This window comes from Streptomyces sp. LX-29 (assembly GCF_029541745.1).
In the GTDB taxonomy this organism is placed as follows: Bacteria; Actinomycetota; Actinomycetes; order Streptomycetales; family Streptomycetaceae; genus Streptomyces.
Window position 1 is genome coordinate 4,213,372 of sequence record NZ_CP089746.1, and the last position, 20,671, is coordinate 4,234,042.

15 protein-coding genes are annotated in these 20,671 nt (G+C 74.7%); 10 read left to right on the plus strand and 5 right to left on the minus strand.

Features of this window, described 5'->3' with window-relative positions:
- Window positions 1-15: 15 nt before the first annotated feature.
- The gene (locus tag LRS74_RS18175) at window positions 16-1,830 is read right to left on the minus strand and encodes a glycoside hydrolase family 15 protein (RefSeq protein ID WP_277741979.1); all 1,815 of its coding nucleotides are present in this window, start codon (window positions 1,828-1,830) and stop codon (window positions 16-18) included.
- A gap of 165 nt (window positions 1,831-1,995) precedes the next feature.
- Complete coding sequence (locus tag LRS74_RS18180; RefSeq protein ID WP_277741980.1) at window positions 1,996-2,934, minus strand: alpha/beta fold hydrolase; 939 nt, start codon at window positions 2,932-2,934, stop codon at window positions 1,996-1,998.
- A gap of 242 nt (window positions 2,935-3,176) precedes the next feature.
- Here LRS74_RS18180 and LRS74_RS18185 point away from each other — a divergent pair, with 242 nt between their 5' ends.
- From LRS74_RS18185 to LRS74_RS18205, 5 genes are all read left to right on the plus strand, one after another.
- Window positions 3,177-3,980: a response regulator transcription factor gene (locus LRS74_RS18185; protein ID WP_277741981.1), complete on the plus strand. Its 804-nt coding sequence runs from the start codon at window positions 3,177-3,179 to the stop codon at window positions 3,978-3,980.
- A 23-nt stretch (window positions 3,981-4,003) separates the two neighbouring features.
- On the plus strand, window positions 4,004-5,026 hold the full coding sequence (locus LRS74_RS18190; RefSeq protein WP_277741982.1) for a LacI family DNA-binding transcriptional regulator: 1,023 nt from the start codon (window positions 4,004-4,006) through the stop codon (window positions 5,024-5,026).
- 135 nt (window positions 5,027-5,161) lie between these two features.
- A complete protein-coding gene (locus LRS74_RS18195) occupies window positions 5,162-6,268 on the plus strand; it encodes a trypsin-like peptidase domain-containing protein (RefSeq protein WP_277741983.1) in 1,107 nt (368 codons plus the stop codon).
- A 751-nt stretch (window positions 6,269-7,019) separates the two neighbouring features.
- Complete coding sequence (locus LRS74_RS18200) at window positions 7,020-7,763, plus strand: response regulator transcription factor (RefSeq protein WP_277741984.1); 744 nt, start codon at window positions 7,020-7,022, stop codon at window positions 7,761-7,763.
- On the plus strand, window positions 7,760-9,301 hold the full coding sequence (locus LRS74_RS18205; RefSeq protein ID WP_277741985.1) for a HAMP domain-containing sensor histidine kinase: 1,542 nt from the start codon (window positions 7,760-7,762) through the stop codon (window positions 9,299-9,301). The genes LRS74_RS18200 and LRS74_RS18205 overlap by 4 nt, the downstream gene beginning before the upstream one ends.
- Before the next feature lie 87 nt (window positions 9,302-9,388).
- Here LRS74_RS18205 and LRS74_RS18210 read toward each other — a convergent pair whose 3' ends face one another.
- Entirely contained in the window at window positions 9,389-10,648 is a 1,260-nt protein-coding gene (locus LRS74_RS18210; protein ID WP_277741986.1) for a DUF2993 domain-containing protein, read from the minus strand.
- A gap of 599 nt (window positions 10,649-11,247) precedes the next feature.
- Between LRS74_RS18210 and LRS74_RS18215 the strand changes: the two genes are divergently transcribed.
- Window positions 11,248-12,201 carry a hypothetical protein gene (locus tag LRS74_RS18215; protein ID WP_277741987.1) on the plus strand — a complete coding sequence of 318 codons (954 nt, stop codon included), beginning with the start codon at window positions 11,248-11,250 and terminating at the stop codon, window positions 12,199-12,201.
- An 84-nt stretch (window positions 12,202-12,285) separates the two neighbouring features.
- Here the strand turns inward: LRS74_RS18215 and LRS74_RS18220 are convergent, their stop codons facing one another.
- Window positions 12,286-14,118, minus strand: a complete 1,833-nt coding sequence (locus tag LRS74_RS18220) for a bifunctional metallophosphatase/5'-nucleotidase (protein WP_277744811.1) — start codon at window positions 14,116-14,118, stop codon at window positions 12,286-12,288.
- A 160-nt stretch (window positions 14,119-14,278) separates the two neighbouring features.
- Here LRS74_RS18220 and mshD point away from each other — a divergent pair, with 160 nt between their 5' ends.
- The 4 genes from mshD (at window position 14,279) to LRS74_RS18240 (ending at window position 20,461) form a co-directional block, all read left to right on the plus strand.
- Window positions 14,279-15,235: a mycothiol synthase gene (mshD, locus tag LRS74_RS18225; RefSeq protein WP_277744812.1), complete on the plus strand. Its 957-nt coding sequence runs from the start codon at window positions 14,279-14,281 to the stop codon at window positions 15,233-15,235.
- Window positions 15,236-15,645: 410 nt separating this feature from the next.
- Window positions 15,646-18,096 (plus strand): RNA degradosome polyphosphate kinase, encoded by a 2,451-nt coding sequence (locus LRS74_RS18230; protein ID WP_277741988.1) that lies wholly within the window; start codon window positions 15,646-15,648, stop codon window positions 18,094-18,096.
- Window positions 18,097-18,181: 85 nt separating this feature from the next.
- Window positions 18,182-19,852 (plus strand): CHAD domain-containing protein, encoded by a 1,671-nt coding sequence (locus LRS74_RS18235; protein WP_347178140.1) that lies wholly within the window; start codon window positions 18,182-18,184, stop codon window positions 19,850-19,852.
- 165 nt (window positions 19,853-20,017) lie between these two features.
- Window positions 20,018-20,461 carry an NUDIX hydrolase gene (locus LRS74_RS18240; protein WP_277741989.1) on the plus strand — a complete coding sequence of 148 codons (444 nt, stop codon included), beginning with the start codon at window positions 20,018-20,020 and terminating at the stop codon, window positions 20,459-20,461.
- Window positions 20,462-20,469: 8 nt separating this feature from the next.
- Here the strand turns inward: LRS74_RS18240 and LRS74_RS18245 are convergent, their stop codons facing one another.
- Window positions 20,470-20,667 (minus strand): type II toxin-antitoxin system VapB family antitoxin, encoded by a 198-nt coding sequence (locus tag LRS74_RS18245; protein WP_277741990.1) that lies wholly within the window; start codon window positions 20,665-20,667, stop codon window positions 20,470-20,472.
- Window positions 20,668-20,671 lie beyond the last annotated feature (4 nt).

Below are 20,671 nucleotides of genomic sequence, written 5' to 3' on the forward strand. Positions count from 1 at the left end.
GCGGCCGCCCCCCGCTCAGCCCAGCGCGCGGTCGAGGTTGAAGGCCGCGCTGATGAGGGCGAGATGGGTGAACGCCTGGGGGAAGTTGCCCTGCTGTTCGCCGGTGCGGCCGATCTCCTCCGCGTAGAGCCCCAGGTGGTTGGCGTAGGTGAGCATCTTCTCGAAGGCCAGCCGGGCCTCGTCCAGCCGTCCGGCCCGGGTCAGCGCCTCCACGTACCAGAACGAGCAGATGGAGAAGGTGCCCTCCTCGCCGCGCAGGCCGTCCGGGCTGGCCTCCGGGTCGTAGCGGTAGACCAGCGAGTCGGAGACCAGGTCCTTGCCGAGGGTGTCCAGCGTGGAGAGCCACTTGGGGTCGGTGGGGGAGACGAACTTCGCCAGCGGCATCATCAGGACCGAGGCGTCCAGCACCGTGGAGTCGTCCAGGGTCTGGGTGAACGCGCCGCGCTCGGCGGACCAGCCGCGCGCCATGATCTGCCGGTAGATCTCGTCCCGGACCCCGCCCCAGTAGGTCAGATCGGCGGGGAGCCCGCGGTGCCGGGCCATCCGGACGGCGCGCTCGATGGCCACCCAGCACATCAGCCGGGAGTAGAGGAAGTTCTTGCGGCCGCCGCGGGTCTCCCACACCCCCTCGTCGGGCTGGTCCCAGTGTGCGCAGACCCAGTCGACCAGCGCGCTGACGGTGTCCCAGTCGTCGCTGGAGACGGGCTGACCCCACTTGTCGTAGAGGTACAGGGAGTCGATGAGCGCCCCGTAGATGTCCAGTTGGAGCTGGTCGGCGGCGCCGTTGCCGACCCGCACCGGGCGGGAGCCGAGGTGGCCCGCCAGATGGTCCAGGGTGCGCTCGGGGAGGTCGCGGCGGCCGTCGATGCCGTACATGATCTGGAGCGGACCGGTGGAGTCGGCCTCCTCGAAGTGGATCCGCTCGCGGAGGAAGCGCATGAACGCCTCGGCCTCGCGGGTGAAGCCGAGCCGCAGCAGCGCGTAGACGCAGAACGCGGCGTCCCGCACCCAGACGTAGCGGTAGTCCCAGTTCCGCTCGCCGCCGGGCTGCTCGGGCAGGCTGGTGGTGGGCGCCGCCACCATGGCGCCGGTCGGCGCGTAGCTGAGCAGCTTCAGAGTCAGCGCGGAGCGGTGCACCATCTCCCGCCACCGGCCGCGGTAGCGGGACGCCGCCAGCCAGCCGCGCCAGTAGCGCACGGTCGCGTCGAACTGGCGTTGCGCCTCGGTCAGCGCGCACTCCCGGTGGGTGAGGTGGGAGGTGCCGCCGACCCGGTCCAGTGCGAAGACCGCCTGCTCCCCCTCGTGCAGCTTGAACGTGGCCCACACGTCCTGGCCCTGCCGCTCCAGCGGGACGCTCGCGTTCAGGTCCAGGGTCAGCGAGGGGGACTCGAAGAGGGCGTCGTGGTAGCGGGTGCGCACCGTGTGCGGTTCGGCGCCGTAGCCGAACCGCGGCGCGATCCGGGCCTGGAACGGCAGCGACCCGCGGACGCAGAGCACCCGCCGGATCAGCCGGTGCCGGTCGGCCTCCATCGAGTCGTCCATGACCGGCATGAAGTCCTGCACCTCGCCCACCCCGTCCTCCGCGAAGAACCGGGTGATCAGCACATTGGTGTCGGGGAAGTAGAACTGCTTGGTCCGGGTGGGGATGTCCGGCGCCAGCTCGAACCGGCCGCCCCGCTCCGGATCGAGGATCCCGCCGAAGACGCTGGGCGCGTCGAAGCGGGGACAGCAGTACCAGTCGATGGTGCCGTCCGTCGCGACCAGCGCGGCGCTGCGCAGGTCGCCGATGAGGCCGTGGTCCGCGATGGGGAGAGACCGGGCAGAGGTCATGATCCGCCTCCAAGCCGCGTCTGCGCTCATTCCAGGCTAGCGGCGGCGGGGCGGAGCCGCCGGGGCCGATACGGGCGTATGCGGCGGCTCGGGCGTACGTGCCGGCTCGGACATGGGCGGCGGGGCTCGGGCGTGGGTTTGCCGGCTCGGGCGTACCCGGCGGCCTCAGTCGGGGACGGCGGCCGTCCGCACGGCCCATGCCGCGATCCGGTCCAGCAGCGCGGCGTCGGCGGCGGCCTCGGCGTGGCCGAAGCCGGGTTCGAGCCACAGCTCGGCCGCTCCCGGCGCGGCCGCCGCGGCGAGCATGCGGGGGTGGTCGAGCGGGAAGTAGGCGTCGCGGTCGCCGTGCACGATGAGCAGCGGGGTGGGCGCGATGAGGGGGACCGCCGCGACGGGGGACAGCGGCACCGGGTCCCAGCGCCGGGCGGCGACGCGGGTGCCCAGCCCGTACCGCGAGACCAGCCGGCCGGTCGGGCCGGATACCACCCAGTGCAGCCGCCGCATAGGCGCGGTGCCGCGGTAGTACCAGCGGGACGGGGCGCTCACCGCGACCACCGCGTCGGAGTGCGCGTCCGTGCGCCCCTCGTGCTCCGCCCCGTGCCCCAGGTCGCGCGCCGGCCCGGGGGCCGGCCGTGCGCCCCCGGTTCCGTCCCCGTTCCTGTGCAGCGCGGCGTGTCGGAGGACCACCGAGCCGCCCATCGAGAAGCCGACCGTGGCCACCCGCCGGTGGCCCAACTGCCGGGCCCAGCGGACCGCCGCCGCCAGGTCGAGGACCTCCAGATCGCCGATGGTGGAGCGCCCGCCGGACCGGCCGTGCCCCCGGAAGGAGAACGTGATCACGGCCGCACGCTGGCCGAACGTCTCCGCGGCGCGGCGCAGCGCGGGGCGCTCCAGGGCCCCGGTGAAGCCGTGCGCGACGACGATGACCGGCTCGGCGGACGGGTCGCCGGCCGTCCCGGGCGCTGTCGCGCGCGGCGCGTACGCCGCCTCGATCGAGACCCCGTCGGCCGTCAGCAGGGTGACGCGCCGGGGGACGGAGGTGTTCCGCCGAGTGACCGGGGGAACACGGCGGCGTTCCGTTCCGGCCTCTGCTCCAGGTGCCATGTGGGCTATTCTGCTGGGAAGAGGACTCGGGCAACGCAGCCCCCGGGTCCTTTTGTGCTTTCAGGCGCGTTTCGCGCGTTTGAGCGCACGCGTGCTCCAGGGCGCGGAGCGCGACCGTACGAAGCAGTGCCGCATAGCCTCGCAGGGACCGAGGAAGGAACTGACGTGATGGGTGAGCCAGGCGTGCAGGACCGGATGAGCGTGCAGGACCGTGCGACCGCGACCGGGGAGGGTGGCGGCCGATGAGCTCGCTCCTGCTCCTGACCAACGCACTGCAACCCTCCACCGAGGTGCTCCCCGCGCTCGGTCTGCTCCTGCACAGCGTGCGGGTCGCGCCGGCGGAGGGTCCGGCGCTGGTGGACACCCCCGGTGCCGATGTGATCCTCGTCGACGGCCGCCGTGACCTCCCCCAGGTGCGCAGCCTGTGCCAGCTGCTGCGCTCCACCGGCCCCGGCTGCCCGCTGATGCTGGTGGTCACCGAGGGCGGGCTGGCCGCGGTCACCGCCGACTGGGGCATCGACGACGTGCTGCTGGACACCGCGGGCCCGGCCGAGGTCGAGGCCCGGCTGCGGCTGGCCATGGGCCGCCAGCAGATCGGCTCCGACGACTCCCCGATGGAGATCCGCACCGGTGATCTCTCGGTGGACGAGGCGACCTACAGCGCCAAGCTCAAGGGCCGGGTGCTGGACCTCACCTTCAAGGAGTTCGAGCTGCTGAAGTACCTGGCACAGCACCCCGGACGGGTCTTCACCCGCGCCCAGCTGCTCCAGGAGGTCTGGGGCTACGACTACTTCGGAGGCACCCGGACGGTGGACGTGCACGTACGGCGGCTGCGCGCCAAGCTCGGCCCCGAGCACGAGTCGCTGATCGGGACCGTGCGGAACGTCGGCTATCGCTTCGTGATCCCGGAGAAGGCCGAGCGGGTCGCCGAGGAGGCCAAGGCCCAGGCCGCGACGAGGGGCGGCGCGGCCCGGAGCGAGGCGGAGCCGGACCGGTCGGCCGGGCAGGGGACGAGGGCCGCCGTCGGACGAACGGCCAAGCCTTAGCTGGACCCGCGTAGACTGCGCCCGTGGCCAAGGTGACGCGGGACGATGTGGCAAGGCTGGCGGGGACCTCGACCGCTGTCGTCAGCTACGTCATCAACAATGGACCGAGGCCGGTCGCCCCGGCCACGCGGGAGCGTGTGCTCGCCGCGATCAAGGAGCTGGGGTACCGGCCGGACCGGGTGGCGCAGGCGATGGCCAGCCGCCGGACCGACCTCATAGGACTGATCGTCCCCGACGCCCGGCAGCCGTTCTTCGCCGAGATGGCGCACGCCGTGGAACGGGCGGCCGCCGAGCGCGGCAAGATGGTGCTCGTCGGCAACTCCGACTACCTCGACGAGCGCGAGGTGCACTACCTGCGCGCCTTCCTGGGCATGCGGGTCTCCGGGCTGATCCTGATCAGCCAGGGCCCCAGCGAGCACGCCGCCGCCGAGATCGACGCCTGGGACGCGCGCGTGGTGCTGCTGCACCGCCGTCCCGAGGCGATCGAGGACGTCGCGGTGGTCACGGACGACGTGGGCGGCGCCCACCTGGCCACCCGGCACCTGCTGGAGCACGGCCATCCGTACGTCGCCTGCCTCGGCGGTCTGGAGACCACCCCGACCGTCGGCGACCCGGTCACCGACCACGTCGAGGGCTGGCGGAGGGCCATGCGGGAGGCCGGGCAGCCGGTGGACGGACGCCTCTTCGAGGCCCCGTACAACCGCTACGACGCCTACAAGGTCGCGCTGGAGCTGCTCGCCGGCCCGGACCGGCCGCCGGCGATCATCTGCGCCACCGACGACCAGGCGATCGGCGTGCTGCGCGCCGCGCGGGAGCTGCGCCTCGACGTGCCCGGGGATCTGGCCGTCGCCGGCTTCGACGACGTGAAGGAGGCGGCGCTCACCGATCCGCCGCTGACCACGGTCGCCTCCGACCGGGAGGCGATGGCGCGGGCCGCGGTCGACCTGGTGCTGGACGACGGGCTGCGGGTGACCGGCTCGCGGCGGGAGCGGCTGAAGCAGTTCCCGTCCGCCCTGGTGGTGCGGCGCTCCTGCGGCTGTAGCTGACGCCGGCCGGGCGCGGGCCGCGTGGCGGTCCGGCGGCGCGGCACCCCGGAGCCTTATGTCGGGCTTACGGACTTCTGTCCCTGTTCTCAGCGGGCACTCAGAGAATTCTCATGGTCGCTGAGCACAGTCGTCGGCATGACGGACGACAGCATCGGCCGCGGTGGCGGCCACCTACCCGGGGACCCGCAGCGACAGCCGTACGCTCCGCCGGTCCCGCCCGCCACGCCCCCGTACACGCCGTACGCGCCGTATGGTCCGCACGGGCCGCGGGCCCCGCGGCCGGTGACCACGGCCACCGGGGTGACCGTGTGGCCGGGCGGCGGAACCCATGACAGCGCGGCGGACGGCCGCGGCGGTCGGCGCGGCGACCGCCGCCGGCCCGGCCGTCGGTCCGGGTCCCTGATCGCCGCCGTCGCCCTCGTGGCCGCGGCGCTCGGCGGCGGCACGGCGGCGCTGGTCGGCAACGCCACCCACCGTTCCGACGACTCCACGGCCACCCCCGTCGTCAACGCCAACGCGTCCGAGGGCGGCGTCTCGGCGGTCGCCAAGGCGGTCGGGCCGAGCATCGTGGAGATCAGCGCGACCTCGCGCGGCGCCGCCCGGTCCACCGGCTCGGGCGTGGTCATCACCGCCGACGGCGAGATCATCACCAACAACCACGTCATCGCGGGCGCCGACACGGTGACGGTGCGGTTCAGCGACGGCAGCCAGAAGGACGCGCGGGTCGTCGGCACCGACCCCGACAAGGACCTGGCCCTGATCGAGGTCTCGGGCGCCAGCGGCCTCAAGCCCGCGGTGCTCGGCGACTCCGACGCCGTCCAGGTCGGCGACCAGGTGGTGGCCATCGGTTCCCCCGAGGGTCTGACGGGCACCGTGACCAGCGGCATCGTCTCCGCCCTCGACCGGGAGGTCACCGTCTCCAAGGAGCAGGACCGGAGCCAGGGCGGCGGCACCGGCGACGGCTGGCCTTTCGAGTTCGGCGGCGATCGGTACAACGGCGACGTCGGCGAGTCCAAGACCACCTACAAGGCCATCCAGACCGACGCCTCGCTCAACCCCGGCAACTCGGGCGGCGCCCTGATCAACATGAAGGGCCAGATCGTCGGCATCAACTCGGCGATGTACGCGCCCGGCTCCGCGGCGGGCTCCCCCGGCGCCGGCAGCGTCGGCCTCGGCTTCTCCATCCCCGTCAACACGGTCAAGGCCGACCTGGACACCCTGCGGTCCGGCGCTGCCGACTGACCCCCACGGCGGGGCGGGCGGCCTCCGGCCGTGGGACCGGGTGGTGCGTGCCCCCGGCGGTCGGCGGTGGGCCGGCCGGCCAGGTCCGAGCGCGGAGCCTGCGACCCGCGCGGCGGGCTCGGGACGCGGGGCTCACACGGCCTGGGGTCTCCGGCCGGCCGGGTGCGGTGCGTGGCACACGTCTCGGTGGCCGGCGCGCGCGGTGGTCGGGGCTTGCGCCGGTGCGCAGGGGGAGGGTGTCGCGGGCCGGGAGGCGGGAGTGCCCTTGCCAGGGCGAGCACCGGGGTCGGTGGCCGGGCGGAAGGCGTGGCGGCCCGCGAAGGCCCGCACGGCGGGCTGGGACACGGGCGGGTGGGGGGCGAGTCGGTCTGCGGGGGCGGCTTTCGGCCGTCGAGGCGGGTGGTGCGCGCCCCAGGCGGTCGGCGGCGGGCCGGGCGGCGGGCGCGAGCGCGGGGCCTGCGACGCGCGGCGGGCTGGGACGCCGGGTGGGTTGGGTCTGAGCCGGGGCTGGAGCGCGGCGGTGGGGTGTGGGCGTGCGAGGCTGGCTGGGTCTGTACCGAGGGGCCGGGGCCGGGCAGCCACTGGTCCGTGCGCCGGCCCCGGGGGCCAGGTGGCTGCCGGCCGGGGCGGGCCGTCCCCCGCCGTCCCGTAGTCGTCCCCCGCCGCCGTCCCCGGCTTGAAACCCCGCCGCGTCCCCGCGCTTGAACCCCCCGCCCCCGCCCTCGTTTCCCAGGAACTCGAAAGGTGACCGATGAGCCTCGCCGAGCAGGGTGAGCAGCCCGCCCGCATCCTGATCGTCGACGACGAACCCGCGGTCCGCGAGGCGCTGCGGCGCAGTCTGGCGTTCGAGGGCTATCGCGCCGAGACGGCCGTGGACGGGTTGGACGCGCTGGACAAGGTGGCCTCCTTCGAACCCGAGCTGATCGTGCTCGACGTGCTCATGCCCCGCATGGACGGACTCACCGCGGCCCGCAGGCTCCGCGCCTCCGGGGTGACCGTGCCGATCCTGATGCTGACCGCGCGCGACACCGTCGGCGACCGGGTCACCGGCCTGGACGCCGGCGCCGACGACTACCTCGTCAAACCCTTCGAGCTGGACGAACTCCTGGCCCGGCTGCGCGCGCTGCTGCGGCGCAGCTCCTACGCGGCCGCCGCGGCCGTCGCCGACGCCGCGGCCGACCGGCGGCTCTCCTTCGCCGATCTACGGATGGACCCCGCCACCCGCGAGGTGACGCGCGGTGCCCGCCGGGTGGACCTGACCCGCACCGAGTTCATGCTGCTGGAGATGTTCCTGGCGCACCCCCGCCAGGTGCTCACCCGGGAGCAGATCCTCAAGACGGTGTGGGGCTTCGACTTCGAACCCACCTCCAACTCCCTGGACGTGTACGTGATGTACCTGCGCCGCAAGACGGAGTCCGGTGGCGAGCCGCGGCTGGTGCACACGGTGCGCGGGGTCGGCTACGTGCTGCGCTCCGAGGAGGGCGCGACCCCGTGATCCGTCGATCCCGCCGACTCCGCCGGCTCCCGCTGCGCTCGCGGCTGGCGCTGCTGACGGCCGTCGCGGTGGCCGTCGCGGTGGCGGCCTCGGCGCTGGCGTGCTGGGTGGTCACCCGGGACCAGCTGACCGACCAGCTCGACTCCTCGCTGCGCGATGTGCAGGTCGACAGCCTCACGGTGGGGCGGATCCTCAGCACCTGCCCGGGCCCGGGTGAGGAGGACGGCCGGTCCGACCAGCCCGACCAGACGCCGCCGCCCACCCCCGGCTCGTACGCCGTGCAGCTGGTGCTGGCCGACGGCACCCGATGTCCCAACCCCGGCACCTCGCGCCTGGCGGTGGCCGACGAGGACGTGGCGGTGGCCCTGGGGCGGCAGGAGGACGCGTTGCACGACACCCGGGCCGAGGACGGCACGCGGCTGCGCGTGTACACCTACCCGTTCGACCGCGCGGGCGTGGCCGTCTCCGTGGCCCGCCCGCTGACCGAGGTCCGGGACTCCCTCGACACGCTGGCGCTCGTCCTGGCCGTCGTCGCCGGGGTCGGGGTGCTGGGGGCCGCCACGGCCGGACTCGCGGTGGCGCGCGCCGGGCTCAGACCGGTCGACCGGCTGACCGACGCCGTGGAGCACGTGGCCCGTACCGAGGACCTGGCGGTGCGCATCCCGGCGGAGGGCGATGACGAGATCGCCCGGCTGTCGCGGTCCTTCAACGCCATGACGGCCGCGCTGGCCACCTCCCGCGACCGCCAGCAGCAGCTGATCGCGGACGCGGGGCACGAGTTGCGCACCCCGTTGACCTCGCTGCGCACCAACATCGAGCTGCTGGTGCGCAGCGAGGAGACCGGCCGGGCGCTGCCGTCGGAGGACCGCAGGGAGCTGCTGGCCAGCGTCACCGCCCAGATGACCGAGCTGGCCGCGCTCATCGGCGACCTCCAGGAGCTGGCCCGCCCGGACACCGCCCCCGGCAGCGGCCCGCCGCGGGTCGTGGCGGTGCACGAGGTGGCGCGGGCGGCGCTGGCCCGCGCCCGGCTGCGGGTGCGCGGCGGAGCCGGCGTGACCATCGACGCCGCGCTGGACGACCCCTGGTACGTACGGGCCGAACCGGACGCCCTGGAGCGGGTGCTGGTCAACCTGCTGGACAACGCCGTGAAGTTCAGCCCCGAGGGTGGCCTGGTGAAGGTCGCGCTCAAGGACGGTGAGTTCACCGTGCGCGACCACGGTCCCGGGATCCCACCCGATGAACTCCCGCACGTCTTCGAGCGTTTCTGGCGCTCACCCTCCGCCCGCAGCCTCCCCGGTTCCGGGCTCGGCCTGTCCATCGTGGCCCGCGCCGTCCGGGCGGCGGGCGGCGAGATCGCCCTGCTGCCCGCCCCGGGCGGCGGCACCGTGGCCCGGCTGCGCCTTCCGGGCGCGGCGAGCCCGCCGCCGGACGCCGTGCCCGCGCCGCCGGACGGTGAGCGTGACGCGCGCGGCTCACGCGGTGCGGGCGGTGCGGGCGGTGCGCATGGTGCGGACGGCGGCGAGGTGGCCGGAGGTTAGCCCCGCGCGCCGGGGGTCAGCCCGAGGGGCCGGGGCCGCGGGTCCCGGACCGCGGGTCGGGTCTGCGGGTCCGGGTCGCGGGTCGGGTCAGTCCCTGCCGCGTCCCCGGCCGAAGTCCAGGTGGCGGCCGCCGAGCTCGGCCCGGATGCCGTCCCGTTCCACGGTGACATGGCGCAGCCACAGCTCGTCGGCCTGTTCGGGCAGCCGGAAGGAGAGCGCCAGCTGCTTCGACAGCTCCGGCGGCCTGAGTCGGGTCAGGGCGGTGGCCACGTCCGGGTCGATGCCGAGCCGGCGCAGCAGCCAGGGGTGGTCGGCGAGGGTGTCCACCAGGTTGACGCCGGTCAGCCGCTTGACGAAGCGGGGCGAGCCGGTGATCTCGTGCAGCCGGGCGTCGCTGTGCTGTGCCTCCCGCGCGGCGCCGTCCGGCACGCCCAGTCGCCGAGCCAGCGCGGGCACCGACAGCATGGCCTTCGCCTTGGTCGCGTCGCGGCCGATCCGCTCGGCGGCCGGTCGGTGCAGGAACAGCCCGGCGGGCCGGTCGGGCCGGTAGGTGGCGACGCCGGGGAGGTCCAGGCGTACGCCGCTGACGTCGGTGGAGATGCCCCGGGTGCCCTCGCGCCGGATCCGGGCCTCGGCCCGCAGCTGGAACTCCTGCCCCGCCACCGGGAGTTTCCCGGAGGCGCGCACCCGGTCGTGTCCGAGTTCGCTGAACCGCACCTGCGAGGCGCCGAGTTCGCGGTTGAGGTCGTCGAAGGAGAGGAGCACCTCGCCCTTCAGGCTGCCCACGACGGCCCCGTCGATGGCGTCGGGCAGCGAGCCGGTGAGCCGGATGTCGCGAGCGCTGGCCCGCACGGTCGCCAGGGACACCCGGTTCGCCGCGACGTCCGGAACGGCGATGTCCACCTGCTCCAGCCGCTGGTCCAACACCTGGGTGAGGAACGGGAAGCCGCGGATCGTCACCTCCGGCGCGGTGGCCAGCCCCAGCTGCTGCTGGACCCGCTGCGCCGCCTGCCGCTCCGCGTACATCGCGGCACAGCGGTCGGCGAGCACGAGCACCAGCGTGCCGACGGCCAACCCGATGGTCACCTTGAGCAGCAGAGGCAGGGCGCGCAGGGCGGCGCGGATGGTCCGGAAGGGGCGTCGGCGTCGGCGCCGCCTGACCCGCCGGTGGTCCGGCGGCGACCAGGAGTCGTCCTCCTCGTCGTCGGCCTTGAGCCCGAGCCCCAGCGGGTCGTCGGGGTCGTACGGGTCGGCCAACTCGGCGAGTTCGTCGTACGGGTTGCGGGGGCGCTGTTCCGAGTCGAAGGCGTACGACGGTGAAGAAGGTATGCGTGTGGGGGATCGCATCGGTCCATCCCACCACGGGCTCCCGCGCCACACGCAAGCGGAACCGGCGGTACGTGGCGTAGCCCACGCCGGAATCCACGCGGCGCGGGGCGGAGTGCGCACCTCCGGTGTGCGGAGCGTGTGCCTCCTGTGTGCGGGCCTCTCCGGCGGGGTCGAACGGCGTGCCGACACGCGCGCGGGGAGCTCATCCCGCGGCCCCTGGTGCGTTCGGGGCCGGCTCGGGCCGGGCCCCGGAGGGTGGGCCCGGCAGACGGCGCCCGCGCCGGCCGGCGGCGCCCGTCGAGCGTGCCGGGTTCCGTGAGCCGGAGTGCCTGTACGCCGGACGGGCCCCTGCCAGTCGGCTCGGCCACCACCGATCGGCACGGGCAGGTCCCGTCGATGAGGCGGCCCTACCCGGCGGCCGGTCCGGGTGTCCTGGTGCCCCGGCGGGCGGTCCCGGTGTCCCGGTGGCTGGTTCGGGGTGTCCCGGCTGCCCGTCCCCGGGGCCCGGCCGGATGGCCCACCCGCTGTAGGCCGTCGGGCGGAAATCGCCCCCGCCGTGGCGGAGCTCCGCTTCCGGCCTCACGGCCGTGCGGGGTGGCCCCGCTTACCGTCGCGACATGATGATCAGACAGAGGCTGGTCGTCGCGGTCGCGTTCCTCGTGTGTCTGGGCGTCGTCCCGATGGCCGCGCACGCGTATCCCCCGGCCGCGATGGACCACGGCTGGCAGTCCGTGGGGGAGCAGGGCGCCACGCACGGGATCAGCGGGGTCGCGGTGGTCGGGCGCGATGGGGAGGCCACCGAGGCGCTCGTCGTACGGGACAACAGTCAGCCGGGCGAGGGGCGGGTGGCTACGGTGCGGCTGCGGCCCGGCGCCGACCCCGAGGTCCGGGAGCTGCACTGGAAGGGCACGCCCCCGGGCGACCTGGAGGCGCTGGACGCGGTGCCGGGACGGCCGCACCACTACATCGCGCTGGCCGGCGGCGGCACCGGTTACCACCTGCGGGTGGTGCGGGACACCCTCACGGTGCTGGGCTCCTTCACCGTCCCCGGCGCGGAGCGGGGCGACGACGACTACCAGGGCTTCGCGCTCTTCCCGCACGGGGAGCGGCTGGTGGCCGTGTGGGCCGACCGGGGGGACGACACGCGCCCGGCGACGGTGCGCGCCGCCACCTTCGACCCGGGCCGGCTGGCCCTCGGCACCCCCACCGCGGTGGCCTGGCGGGTGCCCCGGCCGGGCGCGGACGTGCGGCATGTCAGCGACCTCAAGGTCTCGCCGTCCGGCGCGCTGATGGTGGTCTCCACGTCGGGCGTCGGCGAGGAGGGGCCGTTCGACTCGGTCGTCTACGACGCCGGACGGCTCTCCGTCGACGGTGCCGGAACCGTCTCGCTGACGATGCGCACGGCCCCCGTGGAGCTCGGCGGCTTCCCCGGACACAAGGTCGAGGCGCTCGGCTGTCTGCCCCGGACCGGGGAGTCGAGCCAGGCCGGACAGCTCGGGCAGGCGCTGTTGGGCGCCGACGACGAGCGGGCCGGCGGGGCGCTGCGGTTCGCCGGGGTCTGTCTGCAGTGAGCGCGGGGAGGACGGCCGGCGGCCGGGCGGCGGCGGCCCGCCGTCGCGGGGCGCCGCCGTCCGGACCGCCGGCCGGTTCGGGTGTTACTCGACGACCGTGATCCGGTCCGCCGCCGGCGGCGCCAGTGGGGACTGGGCGGTGGAGTGGGCGCCCAGGTAGGTGTTGAGGGCTTCCAGGTCGGCCAGGCCGACCACCTTGTTCCCGCCCTCCTTGAAGACCGGGAAGCCGTCGCCGCCGCCCGCGAGGAACTGGTTCATCGCGACGCGGTAGGTCTTGGCCGGGTCGATCGGCTCACCGTTCAGCTTCACCGAGTCGGTCACGATCCGGTCCGCGCCGGACTTCGTCATGTCCAGGGTGTAGGTGAAGCCCTTGGAGACCTGGAGGATCTTCGGGGCCTCCGCGTTGGGGCCGCTGACCTGCTGGCGCAGCGCGGTCAGCAGCTGAGCGCCGGTGAGGTCGATGACGTTCATCATGTTGGCGAAGGGCTGCACGGTGAAGGACTCGCCGTAGGTCACCACGCCGTCGCCCTCCTTCCCCGCCGCCTTGTAGACGAGGTCGGAGCGGATGCCGCCGGGGTTCATCAGGGCGAGCTGGGCGCCGCCCTTGTCGGCCGGGGCGAGCGCCTCCAGCTGGGCGTCGGTGATCAGGTCGCCCAGCGGGGTCTCCAGGGTGGTCGCGCCGCGGCCCGGGATGTCGGCGGAGATGTAGCCCATCGGCCGGCCGGCGATGGGCGCGGCCAGCGCGTTCCAGCGCTCGATGAGCGCGGTCATGTCGGGGGCCTTGGGCTGCTCCCGGTGGACCACGTGGTTGGCCGACTTCACCCGGGTGCGGACGATGTCGCCGGTGCGGCGGTCGTAGGTGAGCGTGGTCTCCGTGTAGAGCTTCCCGAAGGACGCCGCGGAGGTGACGGTGCGCGGGGTGCCGGACGGGTCCGGGATGGTGCACGCGTACGCCTGGTGGGTGTGGCCGGTGACCAGGGCGTCGACCTTCGGCGTCACGTTCTTGGCGATGTCGACGATGGGACCGGAGACGCCGGCGCCGCCGCTCGGGCTGTCGCAGTCGTAGTTGTACGCGCCGGAGGCGGGCATGCCGCCCTCGTGGATGAGCGCGACGATCGACTTCACGCCCTGGCGCTGGAGCACCTTGGCGTACTTGTTGATCGTCTCCACCTCGTCGCGGAACTTCAGGCCCTTGATGCCCTCGGCGGTCACCACGTCCGGGGTGCCCTCCAGCGTGACCCCGATGAAGCCGATCTTCACGCCGTTGCGCTTCCAGACGGTGTACGGCTGGAGGACGGGCTTGCCGGTCTTCTCGGAGACGACGTTGGCGCCGAGGTAGGGGAAGTCGGCGCCGCGGAAGGTCTTGCCCTTCTCGTAGCAGCCCTCCTGGGGGTGGCAGCCACCGTCCCGCATCCGCTTGAGCTCGGCGAGGCCCTCGTCGAACTCGTGGTTGCCGACCGACGTCACGTCCAGGTCGAGCTTGTTGAGCGCCTCGACGGTCGGCTCGTCGTGGAAGAGGCCGGACAGCATCGGGCTGCCGCCGATCATGTCGCCGCCGGCGGCGGTGACGGAGTACGGGTGGCCCTTGCGGGCCTTGCGCAGCGCGGTGGCGAGGTACTCCACGCCGCCCGCCGGGACGGCCTTGGTGGTGCCGTCCGGCAGCTGCTCGGTGACGGTGCCGGAGGAGCCCTGCGGCGGCTCGAGGTTGCCGTGCAGGTCGTTGAAGGACAGCAGCTGCACGTCGACGGTGCGGCCGTGGTGGCGGCCCTCGTGCCCGCCGGGCTCGTGTGACGTGGTGTCGGTCCCCTGCGCGCCCGCGGGTATCGCGGCCGTCAGCACACCGGCCGTGCCCGCGAGCACGGCCACCGCCGCCGTCAACCGGCGCCGCGTCCCGCGCCGTTGTCCCTGAGATCTCATTGCCGGCATGTGGTCCCCTTTTGATGTGCTCTGGTCGAACGGCCGCAGCATACGGTCAACGCGCGTAGCAGGGCAGGGGGGCCGGGGTTACGACCTGGTTGCGCCCTGTCGGCGCGGGCTCCGCCGTAGGCTCGGGGCCATGAATGACGTGGTGAACGAGATGGCCGGGGCGATCGGCGGGCGGCGGATCGACGTCCTCCAGGAGCTGACGCCCGAGCAGGCACAGGTGGTGCTGGACCTCATCGCGGAAGCCGCGCGGACCGACGGACAGCCGGCCGTGTCGGAGCAGGGCCGGATCCAACTGCACGGACGGCGGGCCGGGGTGCGCCATCTGCTGCTGCACGACCGCGAGGGCGAGTTCGTCGGGTACGCGCAGCTGGAGGACACCGACCCGGTGGAGGCCCCCGCGGCCGAGCTGGTCGTCCCCCCGGCCTACCGGGGCCAGGGGCACGGCCGGGCGCTCGGCGTGGCGCTGCTGCACGAGTCCGGCAAGCGACTGCGGGTGTGGGCGCACGGCGGCCACCCGGCCGCCCGCCACCTGGCGCAGGTGCTGGGTCTGTCCCTCTTTCGCGAACTGCGCCAGATGCGCCGGCCGTTGGGCGAGCTGAGCACCCTGGACATCCCCGAGCCGGTCTTCCCGGAGGGCGTGACGGTGCGGACCTTCCGGCCCGGCGAGGACGACGCCGCCTGGCTGGCCGTCAACGCCGCCGCCTTCGCCCACCACCCCGAGCAGGGCTCCCTCGGCCAGCGCGACCTGGACGACCGCAAGGCCCAGCCGTGGTTCGACCCCAAGGGCTTCTTCCTGGCCGAACGGCGCGGCGGCGCCGCGGGCGCCGAAGGCGAGGCGGAGCCCAGCCGGATCGCCGGCTTCCACTGGACCAAGGTGCACGCCGCCGAGCAGCTCGGTGAGGTCTACGTCCTCGGTGTGGCCCCCGGCGCCCAGGGTGGCGGCCTCGGCAAGGCCCTCACCGCCATCGGTCTCCGCCACCTGGCGGCCCAGGGCCTGCCGACCGCGATGCTCTACGTCGACGCCGACAACACCGCGGCCGTCACGGTCTACGAGCGGCTCGGCTTCGTCACCTACGAGGTGGACCTGATGTACCGCACGGAGGCCTGACCTTCCGCGGCCGGCCCGGCCCCGGCTCCGTAGCCGGCCCGGCCCCGCCCGCGGGGCCGGGCCGGGCTGGGCCCGAGGGTGTACCCGTCATACGGGTACCCCGGCGGCGGGTGCCCGCGCGGGGCGACCGGCGGTGCTCCGTGCCCGGCGGCCGACGGAGCGTGGCGGCCGGCGAGGCGAGGTGGGCGCCGGAGCGATGGGCGGTGCGGGGACCTGTGAAGGCATGGTCGCCTGCGGGATGCGCCGCCATTTCCTTCCCGCCATGTCGCCGTTACCGCTGATTCAATCTCGGTTGCGAGCATCACTGAATGCAGCCCGCTGTGCCCAAGCCCCAGCACCGGAGGCTCCGTGTCGCTCCGGTGCCCAGTTCCGACGCGCCCGACCTCCCCCGAGCGCGGAAGAATGAGGACATGAACCAGTCCAGTGGTCAGGCGCACGCTCATTCCCAGCCGCAGCCGGAGTCCAGCTCACAGCAGTCCCGGCCGCGTCCGGAGCCCGGCCAGGGGGCGCCCGCCCCCCGGACGCAGTCCCGCGCGGAGCGCACGTCCTCCGACGCCGAGCGCACCGCCTCCCGCGCGGGCGGCGCGGCCGCTCCCGCCGAGTCGGCTCCGTCGCGCACCGCACCCGCACCGGCCCCCGCGCCCAAGCCGGAGCCCGAGCCGCAGCCGTCGGTCGGCTCGATCGCCGCGCACCGGCCGAACGCGGTCGGCGTCCCGAGCACCCGGGTGCTCGACCCCGAGCTGGACACGGACGCGGACGCGTACGAGGAGGGACACGGCCCGGACCAGGGCGGGGAGCTGCCGGAGGGCCGGTTCCTGGACCGCGAGCGCAGCTGGCTGGCGTTCAACGAGCGGGTCCTGGAGCTGGCGGAGGACCCGAACACCCCGCTGCTGGAGCGCGCCAACTTCCTGGCGATCTTCGCCAGCAACCTGGACGAGTTCTTCATGGTCCGGGTCGCCGGCCTCAAGCGCCGCATCGCCACCGGGGTGGCCACCCGCTCCGCCTCCGGGCTGCAGCCGCGCGAGGTGCTGGACCTGATCTGGACCCGGTCCCGTGAGCTCATGGCGCGGCACGCCGCCTGCTTCCAGCAGGACGTGGTGCCCGAGCTCGTCGACCAGGGCATCCACCTGATCCGCTGGCCGGACCTGACCGAGAAGGAGCAGTCCCGGCTCTTCACCCTCTTCAAGCAGCAGATCTTCCCGGTGCTCACCCCGCTGGCGGTGGACCCGGCGCACCCCTTCCCGTACATCTCGGGGCTCTCGCTCAACCTCGCGGTCGTGGTGCGCAACCCGGTCAGCGGCCATGACCACTTCGCCCGGGTGAAGGTGCCGCCGCTGCTGTCCCGCTTCCTGGAGGCGTCGCCGCAGCGGTACGTCCCGCTGGAGGACGTGATCGCGGCGCACCTGGAGGAGCTGTTCCCGGGGATGGAGGTGCTGGCGCACCACATGTTCCGGGTGACCCGGAACGAGGACCTGGAGGTCGAGGAGGACGACGCCGAGAACCTGCTCCAGGCCCTGGAGAAGGAGCTGCTGCGGCGCCGCTTCGGCCCGCCGGTGCGGCTGGAGGTCGAGGAGTCCATCGACCCGTACGTCCTGGACCTGCTGGTCCGCGAGCTGAAGATCTCCGACGCCGAGGTCTATCCGCTGCCCGGCCCGCTGGACCTCACCGGGCTCTTCGGCATCGCGTCGCTGGACCGGCCGGAGCTCAAGTACCAGAAGTTCGTGGCCGGCACCCATCGCGACCTGGCCGAGGTCGAGTCCGCCTCCGCGCCCGACATCTTCGCCGCGCTGCGCGAGCGGGACGTGCTGCTGCACCACCCGTACGACTCCTTCTCCACCTCGGTGCAGGCGTTCCTGGAGCAGGCCGCGGCCGACCCGGACGTGCTGGCGATCAAGCAGACGCTCTACCGCACCTCCGGCAAGTCGCCGATCGTCGACGCGCTCATCGACGCCGCCGAGGCCGGCAAGCAGGTGCTGGTGCTGGTCGAGATCAAGGCGCGCTTCGACGAGCAGGCCAACATCAAGTGGGCCCGGAAGCTGGAGGAGGCCGGCTGCCACGTCGTCTACGGCCTGGTGGGCCTCAAGACGCACTGCAAGCTGTCGCTGGTGGTCCGCCAGGAGGGCGACACCCTGGTCCGCTACTCGCACGTCGGCACCGGCAACTACCACCCCAAGACGGCCCGGCTCTACGAGGACCTGGGGCTGCTGACCTCCGACCCGCAGGTGGGCGCCGACCTGTCCGACCTGTTCAACCGGCTCAGCGGCTACTCGCGCCGGGAGACCTACCGCCGGCTGCTGGTCGCCCCCCGGTCGCTGCGCGACGGGCTGGTCACGCGGATCCACAAGGAGATCACCCACCACCGCGCGGGGCGGCCCGCCTCCGTCCGTATCAAGGTCAACTCGATGGTCGACGAGGCCGTCATCGACGCCCTCTACCGCGCCGCCCAGGCGGGGGTGCCGGTCGACGTGTGGGTGCGCGGGATCTGCGCGCTGCGACCGGGCGTCGAGGGGCTCTCGGAGAACATACGGGTACGGAGCGTGCTCGGCCGCTTCCTGGAGCACTCGCGGGTCTTCGCCTTCGGGAACGGCGGCGAGCCCGAGGTGTGGCTCGGCAGCGCCGACATGATGCACCGCAACCTGGACCGACGGATCGAGGCGCTGGTGCGGGTCGCCGACCCCGCCCACCGCGCCGCCCTGAACCGGCTGCTGGAGACCGGCATGGCCGACTCCACCGCCTCCTGGCGCCTGGGCCCGGACGGCGAGTGGACGCGGCACGCCATGGACGCCAACGGGCAGCCGCTGCGCAACGTACAAGAGATGCTCATCGACGCCCGGAGGCGCCGGCGTGGTACAGCGACATGACCTGCCGCCGACAGGGGTTACGGGGGGCGGGCCGGACGGCTCCGGCGCCCCGTCGACCGACGTCTTCGGCCTCGGGGGACACGACATGACCGATCGCGCGGCCGGGCTCCCGGCCCCCGCCTCAGCCATGGTCGGGGCGCCGACCGGGGCCGCCCCGCACGGTCCGCGGGGGCCCGCCGCGGCGCGGCCCCCGGAGGCGGGCGCCCCCTCCGCGGGGGAGGTGCTCTCCCGCTATCTGCACGCGCAGGCCGGCGACTTCCTGCGCAGCCTGCGGCTGCACGGCGAGAGCGGCTCCGACGCCGAGGAGGCGGCCGAGGCGGCCCGGCTGCTGCGCCGCTCCGCCCGCCGTATCAGTGGCGCGCTCCTCGTCTACCAGCCGCTGACCGACCAGCCGTGGGCCGACGAACTGCGCGCCGAACTGGCCTGGCTCGCCGGCCTGCTCGCCCGCGAGCACGCCTACGCCGCCCGGCTGAGCCGGTTGCGCGGCGCCCTCCACCGGCTCTCCGGCGCGGTGGGCGCGGACCAGGACGCCGGTGTCGCGGCGCCGGGCGTCAGCGCCGCGCCGGTGGCGCGGGGCGGGGTCACGGCGGAGATCGGCGACGGGGGGAGCGCCGAGCCCGCCCCCGCAGACGGCTCGACGGCCACGGGGCCCGGCGCCCGGCGCGGCGGGACGCGGGCGTCGGTGCCCGGCGCCCGGACCAGCCGTGGCCGCCGCGGCGTCTCGCTGGCGGCCGACGACGGTGAGCCCGACGGACGCGCCGGCGGTACGGGGCGCGGGGGCGGCCGCACGGACCGCGGGGCGGAGGCGGGCGCGGCCGGTCGGGCCGGAGCGCCGGGACTCGGCGGCGATGCCCGGGGAAGCGCGGGCGACCCGACCGGAACGGGGCGCCTGGCCGCGGGCGCCGGCGGCGCGGGGCCGTCCGTGCCCGGCGGCAAAGAGGGGCCCGGCGGCGACGCGACGCGGTCCGCCGGGGCCGGCGGGCGCCACGGGACCGGCCGGGGGGCGGTCGGGGGCCGGGGAACCGGCGGTGCCCTGGGCGGGCCGCGGGAGGAGTCCCGTGGCGGCACGCTCACCGTGGGCGCCGCGCGGGCCGGCGCCCTGCTCGAGCGCCAGCTGACGCTGGCCCGGACCCGCGCGCACACCGCCGCGCTCCAGGCGCTGGGCTCCTCGCGCTTCCACGCCGTCGCCGACGCCGTCGCGCTGCTCGCCTCCGAGGTGCCGCTGGCGCCGGGCGTCGCCGAGCGCCCGGCCGGGCAGGAGCTGCCACCGCTGGCGGAGCTGGCGCACCGGCGGCTGGTGGAGGCGGTCGAGGCGCTGCCGCTGGGCGTGGCCGGACATCCGTACAACGCCGACGCGCTCGCCTACGGCCTCGCCGCGACCGCCGCGGCCGACGCGCCGCCGGCCAGCGAGCGGCAGGACGCGCCCTGGCACCAGGTGCGGCGCCTGGTGCGGCTGCGGCGCTACGCGCTGGAGGTGCTGGACGAGGGGGAGCGGGTGGACCCGGCCGGCCCGGTCGAGGCCGAACCCTCGCTCGCCGTGCGGCTCCTCGCCGCCGCGCAGGCCCTGGACCGGCACCGCGACGCCGCCGAGGCCGCGGCCGCCGCCGCCTCGGCGGCCCGTACCCCGCGGATCGCCCCGGCCACGGCGTATGCGCTGGGGGTGCTCCACGCCGACCAGCGGCAGGACGTCGAGGCGGCGCGGTTCGCCTTCGGCCGGGTGTGGCAGCGGTTGGCGGCGGGGGCGCCCGCCTGGTAACCGGGCGCCGAAGCCCGCCGAAGGGATCCCGGGCAGCGATGGAGGTCCAGGAACCGACGGAGATCCGGGCGTGGTGCAAATCCAGGCGCGATGGAAATCCGGGCACCGGCGGAGATCCGAGCGCCGGTGGAAGTCCAGGTGCCGGTGGAAGGAGACGTGGACGTGATGGCAGGCAGCGAGCCCGCGGCGGTGCCGGACACGGCGGCCGTCCGGCCCGTCTTCGCCGCGGGGTGCGTGCTGTGGCGCCGCGCCGGTGCCGTCGGGCAGATCGAACTCGCCCTGGTGCACCGGCCCAAGTACGACGACTGGTCGTTCCCCAAGGGCAAGCTGAAGCGCGGGGAGGAGGCGCGGCAGGCGGCCGTCCGCGAGGTGCTGGAGGAGACCGGCATGACCTGCGCCCTGGGAGACGAGCTGCCCACCCGCCACTATCTGGCGCAGGGCCGCCCCAAGGAGGTCCGCTACTGGGCGGCGGAGGCCACCGGCGGCTCGTTCGTGCCGAACCGCGAGGTCGACCGGCTGGGGTGGCTGCCCCCGGCGGCCGCGGCCGACCGCCTCACCGCGGACAGCGACCGCGAACTGGTCGCCGCCCTCCTCCGTACGCTGTCCTGAGCGGCCGGTCAGCCCTGTTCCCGCGGGGCGGCCTCGGCCTCCCGCAGGCCCTGGTCGCGGAGCTCGGCGCGGGCCTCGGTGCGGTGGCCGCGGGCGATGTAGTCGCGCACCACCGCCTCGACGGCGTCCTGGGGCGAGCCCACCCCGGCCAGCACCATGACTTCCACCACCAGTTCGGCATCGAGGCTGATGTTGACCTTGGCCATGGGC